Source organism: Ohtaekwangia kribbensis (assembly GCF_042676245.1).
Classification (GTDB): Bacteria; Bacteroidota; Bacteroidia; order Cytophagales; family Cyclobacteriaceae; genus Ohtaekwangia; species Ohtaekwangia kribbensis.
The window spans coordinates 99,861-113,595 of sequence record NZ_JBHTKA010000004.1 but is presented as its reverse complement, the minus strand read 5'-3'; the positions used below and the strand labels follow the sequence as shown (position 1 = coordinate 113,595).

Annotated in this window: 16 protein-coding genes; 13 read left to right on the top strand and 3 right to left on the bottom strand. The window is 41.8% G+C overall.

What is annotated here, in order from left to right:
- Positions 1-9: 9 nt before the first annotated feature.
- Positions 10-396 carry a hypothetical protein gene (locus tag ACFQ21_RS13690; protein ID WP_377579778.1) on the top strand — a complete coding sequence of 129 codons (387 nt, stop codon included), beginning with the start codon at positions 10-12 and terminating at the stop codon, positions 394-396.
- A gap of 191 nt (positions 397-587) precedes the next feature.
- Here ACFQ21_RS13690 and ACFQ21_RS13685 read toward each other — a convergent pair whose 3' ends face one another.
- From ACFQ21_RS13685 to ACFQ21_RS13675, 3 genes are all read right to left on the bottom strand, one after another.
- A complete protein-coding gene (locus tag ACFQ21_RS13685; RefSeq protein WP_377579777.1) occupies positions 588-1,154 on the bottom strand; it encodes a hypothetical protein in 567 nt (188 codons plus the stop codon).
- Between the two features lie 41 nt (positions 1,155-1,195).
- The gene (locus ACFQ21_RS13680) at positions 1,196-1,795 is read right to left on the bottom strand and encodes an RNA polymerase sigma factor (RefSeq protein ID WP_377579776.1); all 600 of its coding nucleotides are present in this window, start codon (positions 1,793-1,795) and stop codon (positions 1,196-1,198) included.
- Between the two features lie 141 nt (positions 1,796-1,936).
- On the bottom strand, positions 1,937-2,620 hold the full coding sequence (locus ACFQ21_RS13675; RefSeq protein ID WP_377579775.1) for a response regulator: 684 nt from the start codon (positions 2,618-2,620) through the stop codon (positions 1,937-1,939).
- 145 nt (positions 2,621-2,765) lie between these two features.
- Here ACFQ21_RS13675 and ACFQ21_RS13670 point away from each other — a divergent pair, with 145 nt between their 5' ends.
- From ACFQ21_RS13670 to ACFQ21_RS13615, 12 genes are all read left to right on the top strand, one after another.
- Positions 2,766-3,437 carry a hypothetical protein gene (locus ACFQ21_RS13670; protein ID WP_377579774.1) on the top strand — a complete coding sequence of 224 codons (672 nt, stop codon included), beginning with the start codon at positions 2,766-2,768 and terminating at the stop codon, positions 3,435-3,437.
- A gap of 17 nt (positions 3,438-3,454) precedes the next feature.
- Positions 3,455-3,994: a hypothetical protein gene (locus tag ACFQ21_RS13665; protein WP_377579773.1), complete on the top strand. Its 540-nt coding sequence runs from the start codon at positions 3,455-3,457 to the stop codon at positions 3,992-3,994.
- Between the two features lie 32 nt (positions 3,995-4,026).
- On the top strand, positions 4,027-4,581 hold the full coding sequence (locus ACFQ21_RS13660) for a DUF4136 domain-containing protein (protein WP_377579772.1): 555 nt from the start codon (positions 4,027-4,029) through the stop codon (positions 4,579-4,581).
- Positions 4,582-4,762: 181 nt separating this feature from the next.
- Positions 4,763-5,590 carry a polysaccharide deacetylase family protein gene (locus ACFQ21_RS13655; RefSeq protein WP_377579771.1) on the top strand — a complete coding sequence of 276 codons (828 nt, stop codon included), beginning with the start codon at positions 4,763-4,765 and terminating at the stop codon, positions 5,588-5,590.
- A gap of 236 nt (positions 5,591-5,826) precedes the next feature.
- Positions 5,827-6,432: a hypothetical protein gene (locus ACFQ21_RS13650; RefSeq protein ID WP_377579770.1), complete on the top strand. Its 606-nt coding sequence runs from the start codon at positions 5,827-5,829 to the stop codon at positions 6,430-6,432.
- Positions 6,433-6,642: 210 nt separating this feature from the next.
- On the top strand, positions 6,643-7,149 hold the full coding sequence (locus tag ACFQ21_RS13645; protein WP_377579769.1) for a hypothetical protein: 507 nt from the start codon (positions 6,643-6,645) through the stop codon (positions 7,147-7,149).
- A 374-nt stretch (positions 7,150-7,523) separates the two neighbouring features.
- A complete protein-coding gene (locus ACFQ21_RS13640) occupies positions 7,524-8,558 on the top strand; it encodes a thermonuclease family protein (RefSeq protein ID WP_377579768.1) in 1,035 nt (344 codons plus the stop codon).
- Positions 8,559-8,894: 336 nt separating this feature from the next.
- On the top strand, positions 8,895-9,512 hold the full coding sequence (locus tag ACFQ21_RS13635; protein ID WP_377579767.1) for a JAB domain-containing protein: 618 nt from the start codon (positions 8,895-8,897) through the stop codon (positions 9,510-9,512).
- Between the two features lie 37 nt (positions 9,513-9,549).
- Positions 9,550-9,882, top strand: coding sequence for a hypothetical protein (locus ACFQ21_RS13630; RefSeq protein ID WP_377579766.1), 333 nt, complete (start codon positions 9,550-9,552; stop codon positions 9,880-9,882).
- Positions 9,883-10,361: 479 nt separating this feature from the next.
- On the top strand, positions 10,362-11,615 hold the full coding sequence (locus ACFQ21_RS13625; protein WP_377579765.1) for an SIR2 family protein: 1,254 nt from the start codon (positions 10,362-10,364) through the stop codon (positions 11,613-11,615).
- Positions 11,605-13,488: an ATP-binding protein gene (locus ACFQ21_RS13620; protein ID WP_377579763.1), complete on the top strand. Its 1,884-nt coding sequence runs from the start codon at positions 11,605-11,607 to the stop codon at positions 13,486-13,488. Before ACFQ21_RS13625 ends, ACFQ21_RS13620 begins: the two co-directional genes overlap by 11 nt.
- A gap of 4 nt (positions 13,489-13,492) precedes the next feature.
- Entirely contained in the window at positions 13,493-13,702 is a 210-nt protein-coding gene (locus tag ACFQ21_RS13615) for a KTSC domain-containing protein (RefSeq protein WP_377579762.1), read from the top strand.
- The last annotated feature ends 33 nt before the right edge of the window (positions 13,703-13,735 follow it).

Below are 13,735 nucleotides of genomic sequence, written 5' to 3'. Positions count from 1 at the left end.
AACAAGCGTATGGCATTAACCAAGAGTTTTCAGTTTAATCCCCCTACTAATCTCAAGCAAGCTTTGGGAGCTTTTATCGTGCTGCTCATCATCGGTGCCATTAACCTGGGACAGCAATGGGAAGAACGCAGATTTTCGGTTCAGCATTTTACGGCTGAAATACGATGCATGTTAAAACTCAACGAGTCGCAGGCGCAGCAATTGGAGAAGATCAACTACGACTTCTACGACAAAGCCACCAAAGCTTATGCAGCCAGCCTGTTTGATGATTCGCGCTACTGCACCGAAATGCAAGTGCTATGTGCAAAGCGCGATGCCTCGATGATGAAAGTATTAAATGACAAACAACGAAACGAATGGAAGTCGCTGGTGGTATATGCGGAGTGTAAGCGTTAACCGTTATAAGTTTAATCGAAGAAATTATAAATCCAATGGCACGAAGAAATCACAAAGTCCTTCGTGATTTCTCTGTGCCTTCTTTGTGCAATTGGATTTGAAAAAAAACTATAAACGGAAATATACTCTCTTCGCAGCAAGACAATCTATACATCACCCAGGAATAACGGATAACTATTCACCGATAACGATCATCGTCTCCCAAAAAAAGAAGTCAGGTGATTAAACAAAGAAGTATCCCGGCTCAGATCGTGAATGAACGTATCCGGCACTCTGAAATGACGGCTTCTTAAAAAGATATCGAAGAATTTCCTGGCCGGTATATCTTCCGGTGTCTGCTCGATGGCTTCCGGAAGTATAATGGCGCTGGGCGATGACTGAATGATGTGTTGTTGCTCATCGTTCGAGAACAACTCCGGCTGCAGTACCACCAACACACCCGGTTGATGTTCCACTTGCTTTACCAATTGTTCTGCCAATGTAAAATAAGGCGTGGTGGCTTCTGTCGGTATACATACCTGGCTCAGTTTTACCTGCGGAACGTGCTGGTGCTTTGCTATATAGTGTTGCGCATAGTCGCTTTGCGCTTTCAGGTAAGCATAATAACATGCTTCTTTTTCATTGTCTTCATGCTGCTGCGAGATTACTGAGAATAACTTGATGGAGCGGTTTGTTCTCCGGGCCAGTTCAAGTGTCCACGCGTACCCCATGCTGAAGACGGCATTATACAGAAACGGATATACTATACAATTTTTCACGCTCCCTCACATTAATCAGTATATCTCAAAAGAAACAATTGTTACATAAGTGCCAGTGCTGTAGACAAACCGGATGCCAATGCTACCCAGTATAATTCGTTGATGCGGTCTTTCGATCTTTTCAAACGCATCTTGATAGCGCTGGAAGTTAAATGATACGAAGCCTGCAGGTCTTCAATCGATTTGCCTTGCTGATATTTCAGCAGTAATAAACTTTTTTCTTCAGCAGGTAAATGATCGATGAGTGCGAACATGATTTTTTCCTGTTCTGCTTCTTCGTGTTCGTGTGGTATAGCGAAGCTGCCTGATTTCTCTTCATCATCTTCGTAAACATTTTCTTCAAGACTAAGCACACTGGTCTTGTTCTTTTTACGAAGGTATGCAAGACAATCGCGGTGGATGATGATATATAGCCAGGTAGAAAACTGGGCGTTGCCTTTAAATGAATCCAGTTTATCAAAGGCTTTCATGATTGAATCCTGGGCAACATCAAAAGCTATATCTTCTTCTTTCAAAACCGAGAGACACTTCTGATATACTTTTTTGAAGTAACGGTTATACAATTCACCTAAAGCATTCTTATCGTCCTGGAGGATAGCGGTGATCAGTTGTTCATCGGAAAGTTGACTGAAAGTTTTCATAGCGTTTACGAGTTGGTTTCAACGCTGTAAAATTGCAACGGTCCGCGCTCCCGGGTTAGAGCTAAAAAACGTATTTTGAAAAATGGCAGGAAACGCCTAGAGCGTCTACGCTAAAAAGCGTAGATGTGTCCGTAGAAATACTTAGGCTAACCCCTTCTCAACCGCATACTTTACCAATCCTGCGGTATTTTTCACTTGTAACTTCTCCAGCAGGTTTCTGCGGTGGGTGTCTACCGTGCGCACGCTGATGAAGAGTTTTTCGGCTATTTCTGCGTTGGAGAACTCCTGGGCGATCAAACCCAGCACTTCTTTTTCGCGATCAGTCAGCGTAATGCTGTCTTTGGAAGCAGCCTTCGGCTTCTGCTGCAATTCGGTAATGGCCTTGAGTAACGTTGCTGATACCGTTTGACTGAAATAACTATTGCCATTTACAACGGCATGGATAGCCGCCACCAGTTCATCGCGTCCGCAGTTCTTGAGTAAATATCCATTGGCTCCGGCTTCCAGCATTTTCAGAATATAGTCGCGTTCTTCGTGCAGGGTAAGTGCCAGCACTTTTATATCCGGAAATTTAGACTTGATGGTATAGGTTGTGTCAATGCCGTTGGGTATACCCATATCAATGTCCATGAGTATTACATCGGTAACTTGTTTCTCTACAAGCGCAATAACATCATTACCACTTTCTGCCTCAGCGAGTATTTCAATATCCGGTTCAAGCTGAAGAATAGCATTCAGTCCTACACGAATAAGCTTGTGATCATCGGCAATAATTACGCGTATCTTGTCCATTTCCAGAATTTCAAACGATTCAAAAGTATACATTCCCCGGCATATTCCCAGTGACTTTTCTATACCGGTGCATCCAAAAGACGAAGACAAATATATACCAAAGATAGTTTCAACATCATTTTGATGTGCCAGCTATAGGAATAACGGTCATACAACATCAACCATAAAATTGAAAAACATGAAACGGTATTTCATTCCCCAATGGCTGCTGATGGGAGCAGTGATTCTTTCGGCCTGCCAATCCAGACACGAAAAAGTATCGCACGAAGCTGTACCCGTAAGCAGCAAGAGCGAGATTACACTTTCGGAGACACAACCCGATGAACAATTCTGGCTTGCACTCGAATCGTACGCAAAAGGTGATAATAAAGAGAGTGCAGCATTCATTGAAGATGGAATTGTTGCCATGGAAAAAATAGCCGACAGTCACGATGCTGATCGCACGGCTATTGATCACTCCATACAGGAGCTTAAAACTCTTTCGGGTAAAGTTGCCAACGACCAGGTTAAGTCTACTGCTGAGTTGAATAAAGCTTTCGCAGATGCAGCACAGTCGCTGGCGCACCTGCGATTGAAAGTAACGGAAATAGAATTTTTCAAAAAGTCGGAGGAGGTAGCCGGTACACATTTGCAATCGGCAGTAGATCATGCCAACCGGTATATACGCTTCCATAAATATACTCCTTCGGAAGAAGAGCATGCCTTGCTGACTGATACACAGGATCTATCCAAACGCCTGGAGCGTGGCGACAATGTGTCGGAGGAGGAACTCAAAGTAAATATTAAAAATATCGACAGTCTGTTGGTGAACTGGGAGACACGATTTAACTCCGCACAGAGTCATCGATAACTATATACATACATCGCATGAAGAAAATATTGATCATCGTTTTTACACTGCTTGCCAGTTATAGTTATAGTCAGCAGCTTTTTACCGGGGGTAACGAATGTCGCATCCGTATACTCACCGATAAAAAGGAATATGAATTTGTAACGCGCAGGCTGGAAGCAAGAGTAAACAACGCACTGGAACGATTTGAATTTATGATACCCGTGGAAACCATTCGCTCGCTGCGCGATTCTGCGGATATAGATTTTATACGCGCGCTTACACAGGGGAGTGTCGCGATAGAATTAACAGCAGCATTGCCCGGCAACCAGGTTGATTATTCATTTCTGAAAACAAGCAATACGATTGATCTGCCCGGAGAGTTGAAGATAGGTTCACTTCGCTTTCATGATGATGTAGAATTTGGTGGCTCCATGCCGGTAGATAAACTATATTTCAACCTGCAGCTATACCTGCGCGAAGGCAACCGCTACCTGGCACAGGTAAATAATGAAAATATACTTGAAATAGAATTGGGCGCCCGTGGTGACAGAATGGTAGGCCTTTCATCCAATTAATATACTAGAATAACTTTTAAATCATCATGGCTATGAAAACCAGGATTCTTCTGATGATGCTGATGCTTGTGGGATTAACAGCAACAGCACAAGTACACGTTGACTTTGATAAAAAAGTTGATTTCAAAAATTACAAGACCTTCAAGTTCGAATCCGGAAAAGTAATCCGAAAGCTCGGTGTTACGGATACGGATAATACGTTTATGGATGCCAACGTAAAGGCTGCTATTACGCAAGACCTGCAGTCGAAAGGACTTACGGTTTCTGAGACCAATCCTGATCTGATTGTAACGTACCTGGCCGGTGCGCGCGAAAAGCAGGAAGTTCAAAACTATATATCCAACCCCGGCTTCTTTTATCCTTACTATAGATTTTATAGTCTGGGTGGCTGGTGGGGACCACAATGGAATAACTTCTGGGTAACACACTACGAAGAAGGAACGATCATAATCGATGTGCTCGATGCCAAAACCGATCAGCTCGTATGGCGCGCGTATGCCGTGTCGCCCATCAACAACTACAACGAAGCGAAGTTTGTGCAGAAAGAAGTGTCCAAATCCTTCAGACATTTTCCTCCCAAATCATAGCGCGTACTATATATGTTCAGAAAAGCCAGTGTCACTACTGGCTTTTTTTGTTGCTATACCGTGACGCTTTTTAGTTCCGTCAATCTAATGTATACAATGCCGATGCACACATCCTATTATAGACTATAGCGTTTGTGTTTTTTGCACGATGTGGCATGTTAACTAAACACACTTTACACCTATGCGCACCTGGATCATATCAACCCTGTTGCTGATGCTTGCCGTAACGCAGCTTCATGCACAATTTTTTAATGAACGTACATTGAAAGAAGACAGCGCCTACGCCAAACTGAAAGCCGGTATAGTGGAGCGATTCAAACATGCTTCCCCGGGACCATTCGGTGCATTCGTAAAAGGTGTTGACGAAGATATAGTTACCGATAAAAAGGTAATGGCCCTTACATTCGATGCCTGCGGAGGCCCACACGGCAGTGGCTACGATGAAGAACTTATTAATTTTCTCCGCGCCAATAAAATTCCTGCTACACTTTTCCTGAGTGGCTTGTGGATCGATGCACATCCCGACAAAGTAAAAGAACTGGCAGCCGATCCGCTATTCGAAATCGAGAACCACGGCCTCACCCATCACCCTTGCGCAGTTGCCGGTGAAACCATGTACGGTATACACGGCACCGGTAATGTAGGCCAGGCCGTAGATGAAATAGAAATGAACGCCCGCAAGATCGAAGCCATCACTTCACGTAAACCTATATTCTATCGATCAGCAACAGCTACCACCGATGAAGCCTGCGCAGCTATAGCCAACAGCCTATACGAAACCATTATCAGTTACGATCTCCTATCAGGCGATGCCGTAGCTGGCACACCTGCGTCCGTAATCAAAGCCAACTTACTAAACGGAGCGCGCCACGGAGCCATCGTAATTATGCACATGAACCACCCCGAGTGGAACGGAGCCGAAGCACTAAAGCAAGCTTTACCTATATGGCAGCAGCAGGGATTTACGTTTGTGAAACTCGAACTGCACCCGCTGAAAGGAAAAAAATAGCCGTGAGCTGCGAGAGGGAGACTGGCTGCTGGCTTCTGGCTGCTGAAGGAAAAAAGTGTTATTCGTTAGTCGTTATATAACCAGCCGAAAAATGTATTTGAAAAGAAGAGAAGGTAATTTAATATGGAGACGGTAAGAAAATGCCAGCAGCAAAAGTGGCAAGTAGCGTATTATTTCTTTCTTGGATTTGACTACATTACGACACTATACTCTAAATAATAAACCAGTCAGACTAAATGAAACAACGTCTACTAGCAAAACTGTTTTTTGTTTTATCCATATCATTCACTGCCTGCCATGACGATGACAATGCCCCTAGTTTCCAATTCACAACAAGTAGTAGTAAATATTCGCTTGATCAGGCTAAACTATATTTAACGAAGGAGAGCGATTACGTTACAGCTTCGGGCACTTCCTATACTTACCACGATTACTTTATTACCGATGGGACACTTATCGAGGGTGAGGATGGCAATACTATGTCTGACTATAATTCTTCAACCTATCTCATAGGTGTTTCGATTTCTACTCCAAAGTCAAAAACACTGGGAAGTGGAGAATACCCGCAATATGGTAAGTGGTTTTTTGTACCTGAGGGTTCCAATATGAGTATTGTATATAGTGAGGCCAGTGACGGGACAATGTTCTCCACGCAGGATAAGAATGAAGATACCTCGCCTGTTGTTATCTCCGGGGGTATAAATGACGGAGATGAAATGACTTTAAAGTTCAATGGCAAACTAACAAAGTTTCAATACGATGCTGCTGGAACCCTCGTAGAGGGCAGTGCCGACACGGCCGAATTATTTTATACAGGAAAAGTAGTCGATAAACGTCCTTGACCGCCCTGGTAGCTTCCGGAACCATAGTGTTAATTAATATCTTCATAACCCAACCTTAAAAATCAAGATTTTAGCTTTGTCCAGGTTCCGTGAATCGTTATCCGTTAATGGTATACTATATCTATTCAGACAATAATCACCGTATCAAAAATTTCCTACTGGCAGCTGGAAGCTAGTAGCGCTCGGCTTTTTTCCATGTATCTTTAGTCCATGAGAAAGATGCTGCTAACATGGGTTGGCATTGTAGCCTGGACAAGCGCACAGACTTGTGACTGCGATTACGCGGGAAACTTTCTGACAATCAGTAAAAACGCTGATGCCATTTTTATTGTCAGGGTTGACGGCTATAACGATTTTTTCTCATGGTTATGGACAAATGGAAATCCGGAATCTGCGACTTTTGAAGTTATTAAAACATTGAAAGGATTTGCTGATGAAAAAGAAATCAAAGTTTTCGGAGACAATGGAATGCTATGCCGACCCTATATAGATACTTTTAAAAAGGATCGATACTATGTAGTTGCCCTTTACCAGTGTAGCGAAAATAGAGAAGGTGAAACGACAGCGGATTTTCTTATTTCTGCGTGTGGAGAATACTGGCTCGACTACAACCCCACATCTAAAATAGTAACCGGCCTGATAACACCAGGAACCAGTAAGCCATCAACTCTGAAACTCGAAGCCTTCGAAAAACTTTTAAAAGCAAGTTTACGGTAAACGGGAACGTCCGGCGGCTGAAGAGGAAAGGGTTATCCGTTAGAGGTATACTATATCTATTCTCAAAGTATAATCAGTGCCTCAAAATTCCTCTACTAGCAGCTGGTAACTCGCAGCTCGCAGCCAACAATAGATATATACTACAATAGCTCAGGACTACGCGTAAAAAAAAGTGTCTCTCATCTTATGACTTCCAGCTAAAAAGATATATTTTTATTTCACGGGGCCCATCCACGCTATTGAAGAAGAATAGTTGGATGGGCTTTTAATTTTTATCAAACCTCGCACGATATAGTATGAATGTTATGAGTTAACCTTATTTCTGAAAAAAAAGATTTTCTTAGTTATTTGTTAAACCAACCTACAAAAAAACGATGGGAGTATTACGTATTGAAGGGCGAGTCAAAATCGCCCAGTTTTGGCCACACGGCAGCGCAGATGCAGACACCACACAGATTGAAGTGGATGTAACGAAAGATTCATTTTCATTTGCTGCAGATGATAAGACTTTTAGAAAGACAAAAGTCTATCACGACTCTTATGTTATTGGAAGAGGCGGCAGGAAAGATGTTATCAAGTATTCAAAGCGCCAGGACGTACATAAAATAAGTGTACGCCTGCAGGGTGTTGATGCCCCGGAGCTTCACTATAAAGCACCGCCACTGCCGCGGGAGGAAAGTATATCTGACAAAGAAAGGGAACGTTACAATGGTATTAATGACGACTTCTGCCAGGCGTTTGCCGAGAATGCGGCCTTTGCTTTAGGTACATTTCTGCAGCGTAAAACAAACGGAAGCAAAGACGAAATTAAAGTCATCTTTTATTCCAAGAACATCGAAAGACCATCAGACGCATTAGACACCTACGGACGATTTGTAGGGAACATAATGGTTGGTAAAGTAGATATAAACCTATGGCTCGCCAAAGAAGGATGGGTGGTACCAACCTTTTATACATCAATGACAGAGGAAGAGATCAACGATGTTAAAGCTGCCACGGTTAAAGGTAAATCCAAGAAACGCGTGTGGGGTGTAAACGTTACCTATGATTGTTCGATTGAGAAAAAGCGCCTGTACCGCGATCCGCCCTGTGAATATATAGCCGGTTCCGATTTAGGCAAGGTGTTAGTTCCCAAGTTATTCCGGAGAACCGTTAACTATCATATTGAAAAAGGCGCTAAAGTTTTTACGGGAAGTATATCAGACTATATGATTAAAAAAGGACAAAGCGATGTCTTCTACGACTTAGACGAGTTCTTTGAGCAAGGTGTCACCGCTTCCACGCCGTATAGGATAAGCGATTTCATTAGCAAAAAGACCTTCGGAAAGAAGATCGACCAGATCGTTTTTGGCGAAGGGCCATCGACACTCAAGTCGAACAAATCGAACAAGAAGATTGTCGAATTTTAAATAGCTGCGAGCTTTGAGCTGCGAGTTGCGAGAAGGAGGTTGGGAAGTCAGAAAAGTCGGGAAGACCGGAAGACGGGAAGTCCGGAAGTTAGAAATGGCTCTTAAATTTTTCTCGTAGCTCGCGGCTATCAGCTCACAGCTAAAGCAACGAACACCACAAAATATAGTATACATCGCAACAAGTCATACTTCCGCACCTCCATTCTTCTAAACGCTCCGGATTACGATCTTCCAACTTCCCGTCTCCCAGACTTCCCGTCTTCCGGACTTCCCGACTTCCCGACTCTTCTTACTCCTTCCTTCTGGCTTCTTAAAACCGAATTTTTATCTTGCACCATGAACGTTCGCCTATCATCCACACAAAAGATCGCAGTACTTAACTCGGCCGATATATTTACCATTATGCGCGATATACTGTTGCGCGAAAATAAAATCCGCAGAAACCAGGAACACTTCTGGGTTATAGGCCTCAACAGTGCAAGTAAAATACTGTTTATAGAACTGGTAAGTTTAGGCGCCACCAACCGCGTGGAGGTAAAGCCCGCCGAAGTGTTTCGTATAGCCATATATAAATCGGCTATACGCATGATACTCGTACACAACCACCCGAGCGGAAGTATAAAAATATCAGAAGCCGACCGCGACTTTACCGACCGCATGATAAAATCCGGCAACATGCTGGCCGTAGAAGTGCTAGACCACCTGGTGATAACCGAAGACACCTATACCAGCTTTGTAGATAAAGGTATAATGGACGAACTACGACAAAGCGGCCGTTACGAGTTAATCGATAAAGAGAAGGGTTGGCTGCAGGAGATGAAGATCGAAGCCGAAGTTGCTAAAAAGATGAATAAGGTTGCTGCTAATTTCAAGAAGCTTGGTGTAGATATAGAAACCATCAGGAAAGCAACCGGCCTTACCAAAACTGAGATTAAGAAGTTAAATGTTGATTAGGTTGTGTGAGTTTATCGTTTATATCTTTCTTCCCTCCATGCCGTATAAACTTATACCGATTTCTGTTTTATTAATGTTGGCATTATCATGCACTCCAAAGCGCACCCCTGAAGAAACAAAGGCGTTATTGATTGGTCGATGGGATACAGTAACAGATAACGATTTTGAAGTCTCCTACATCTTTACCGATTCAGCCATTGAATGCGAAGAGTTTGTTGCCTGCGGAAAATATACTATTTCCGATCGCGATACTCTAACTATATACGGTGTCGATACAACCGCAGCCAAGATTACTTTTCCGGAGAACGGGAACACTTTAATGCTCACCACCAATAACTGGAGCCTGCGTCTTCATAAGATTACTAATTAACTAGCTGCTCAGTATATATGTACATGAAGGGCGTGCCCCTACGGGTCGGGCTATCCGCTACAAGTCCTCGCGCCAGCCGCAAACCCATGCCCACGCTCCGGGCTTTCCGCTTCTATCCCTCACGCGAGGGTGTGGTGATGTTACTTTGTTGCTACTAAGTATATACCGCTATTTGCAAAGTAATATATAGTTGTATATATTCACATCGAGCCCATCTTTTGGCTGCTGAGAAGTAGCTGGAGGATGGGCTCTTATTATACATGAATTGATTGAGTGTTTAGAGAACTCCCTTTCGAGTAACTTAACTATCCGGAAGCTAAATAGCATTATTGGGAAGGAAAATTACCGTATTCGGAAACTTTTATCGGAGGAGTGAAAAAACAATGTTAATATTAATTATCGAGAGCATGTTATTGAGAGGTATATTTTATATCAATTAAGTCAGATTAATTTGAACACACAAGAAACGAAGACAACCCATGGGGAATTATCACGATCCTATAAGACAGCTTAAGTATCTCAGACAAATATTATCTCACGATAAAAAGCCGCTTGGTTTTTTTCTTTCGGCAGGCTGCCCATTGGCGGTTCAAATGCCAGAGGGCAAATGGCCACTAATACCAGATGTTGCGGGGTTAACTAAATATGTCTCAGCTCAATTAAAATCATCGGATGACAAAATAAATAAGTATAACACTTTAATTCAGGAGATAGAGAAAACAGAGAAAGTACAATATAACATTGAAGATATTTTAAGTTTTGTCAGAGGACTAAAGAGTATTGCCAAAGGAGCTGAACAAGTCCGAGGTCTTTCGGAGGAAGATTTAGCAAACTTGGAAAGAGATATTTGTAAAAAGATTGTAGAGAAGCTCTATGTAAACCTTCCTGATAAAAAGACGCCCTATCATGAATTTGCAAAGTGGATTCATAATATCGAGCGAGATTCTCCGGTTGAAATCTTTACAACGAATTATGATCTTCTTCTGGAGCAGGCGTTTGAAGAAATTGGAGTCCCTTATTTTGATGGTTTTGTAGGATCTCGCGAACCTTTTTTTGACTTAAGAGCAGTTGAGGATACTTTAATTCCAAAGCATTGGACGAGGCTGTGGAAAATTCACGGCTCAATTAATTGGTTTCAGAAGGAAAGTAGTGATGTCTTCAGGTCTACTCATATAAATCTAAAAGAAGGAAATCAAGAATCGTATATAATATATCCATCTCATTTAAAATACGATCAAAGTAGGAAAATGCCATATCTTGCCTTAATCGATAGGTTGAATAAGTTCTTGAGACAGAGTTCATCGGTTCTAATAATGACGGGCTATTCATTTAGCGATGAGCATCTAAATGACGCAATCGTCAATGCGCTCAAAGCAAATCCAACGGCAATGGCAATAGTTCTTTTATTTAATACATTGGAGTTTAGTGATAAAGACAATGCTATTCAGATAAGATATGAAAAAGCGTTAAGGCTTTCTGAAAGTAGATCTAACCTTAGTATTTGGACGTTCGATGAAGCCGTGATCGGTGGATTAAGAGGCAAATGGCGGATCGGTAAGGAGGAACTAGATCGGGAAGAAAATATTGCTAACGTTATTGAACAGCTTTCGAAGCCAGAAGAGTCAAAAGAACGACCAGATTGCTTATTAAAGTTAGGTGACTTTAAACTATTTGGGAATTTTCTTCAGGAGTTAATTGGGCGTGAGCAATTTAAGGTTCAAGATGACAAGTAAATCTACCTTTCTTGGAACAATTCAAGATGTTCAGGGAACTACAATAAGTGTTTCTTTAGCGAATGAATCGCTCTCAGGATTAACTTATGTTGATGGACAGGGATATCGCATTGGTCAAATCGGAAGTTTCGTAAAGATTCCAATTGGTTATACCGATTTGTTCGGCATTGTTACGCAGGTTGGTGCAAGTGCTGTGCCTGAAAAACAAATCCAAAGCCAACCATATGGGAATAGGTGGATCACCATTCAATTGATAGGTGAGGGACAACGTAATGGGAAGTTTGAAAGAGGTATCGCTCATCATCCAACGATAGGTGATAGAGTTCATCTGGTTTCGGAGAATGATTTGAAAAGGATATATGGCCAACCAGATAGACCATTCTTTGTCAAAGTTGGTCATGTCGCTGGTGCCGAATCCATACCAGCTTTAGTCGATGTAAATAAACTAGTAACGAGACATTGTGCAGTCGTTGGAACAACTGGCTCGGGTAAGTCTACTACAGTAACCAGTATCTTATCGGCTCTCTCAGATACGTCGAAGTATAAATCCGCGCGAATAATTATTTTGGATATTCATGGAGAATATTCAAGCGCATTTAGAGATAAAGCCAATATTTTTAAAATAAACCCTGATAAGAACTCAAGACTTCAAGAGAAGGAACTTTACCTTCCATTTTGGGCTCTCAGTTTTGATGAGTTGGTAAAAGTTTCATTTGGAGATTTTAGTAATGAAAAAGATAGAGCAAGTGTACTCGAAAAAATGCTTCTATATAAAGAAAAATCTCTTCAAAAATTTCCTCGAAAAGGTATAGCAAAAGATACATTGAGTGTCGATAGTCCGGTGCCGTTTAGTCTTAATCAGTTGTGGTATGACTTATGGTGTGAAAGCTTTCTTACATATTACTCGGATAACGGGAAAAAACCTATTAAAGAAAACTGGGCTTTTGAAAAAGACGGCGAACAAAAGGATGTGATCGGAGATGTTGAAAAAGGCATACCTCCTAGATTTAAACCTGTAAAAAATGTCGCCAACGATTCTGAGAAAATACAATATGGTCCGAGTACTTTAAATATAAGAAGCCAATTGGAAGCGCTCGGGGCTAAACTACGAATCCCGAGATATAACTTTCTGCTTAAACCAGGGGAATTTACTCCTGATGCCGAGGGCAATACAACAAAAGATTTAGATTCCCTTTTGAAAGATTGGATAGGCTCTGATAAACCAATAACAATTTTAGATCTCTCAGGCGTGCCTATAGATATACTAAATACAGTTATCGGAGTCCTATTGAGAATACTTTACGAGGGGTTGTTTTGGGCTAGGCGACTTTCTCAGGGAGGCAGGGAACGACCTCTATTAATAGTTATGGAAGAAGCACATAGTTATTTAAACGACAATTTCAAGGGGCTCGCTTCGACTATTGTTCAGAAGATAGTAAAAGAGGGACGCAAGTATGGGATTGGGGCAATGATTGTCAGTCAACGTCCATCTGAAATCAATTCAACTATATTGTCGCAGTGCGGCACTTTTTTCGCTTTAAGATTGGCCAATGCAACAGACCGCGGATATATTACTGAAACTATGAGTGAAAATCTTGAAGCCCTCACAAGTATGTTGCCAATACTTAGAATTGGCGAAGCTGTAATTGTTGGTGAGGCTGTGAAAATTCCAATGAGATGTTTTATCGAACCTCCACCTAAAGACCGAAGACCTGATAGCCAAGATCCGATTGTATATGATGAAAAATCTGATGAAGATTCTTATTATCCTGGTGGATGGAGAACACCAATGGAAGTGACACCTAATTATGAAGAGTTCATGGAGGTATGGCGAAGTCAAAATCCCATCCCTTCAAAAGTTAGAAAAGATTGAAAATATGGAGAGGATAAATGTTCAGTCAACAAACATTGCATCAATAGGATATGATGCTTCCACAATGACGCTTGAGATTGAATTTTTGAATGGAAATGTATATCAATACTTAGATGTGCCTCAAAGTGTAAGTGATGCATTAATGGCTACACAGTCTTATGGTCAATACCTTGCAGAACATATTAAAGGGAAATATAGATATGTAAGAGTATAGTGTCTTTATGCCTTTGTTGGATTTTTCTCCAAC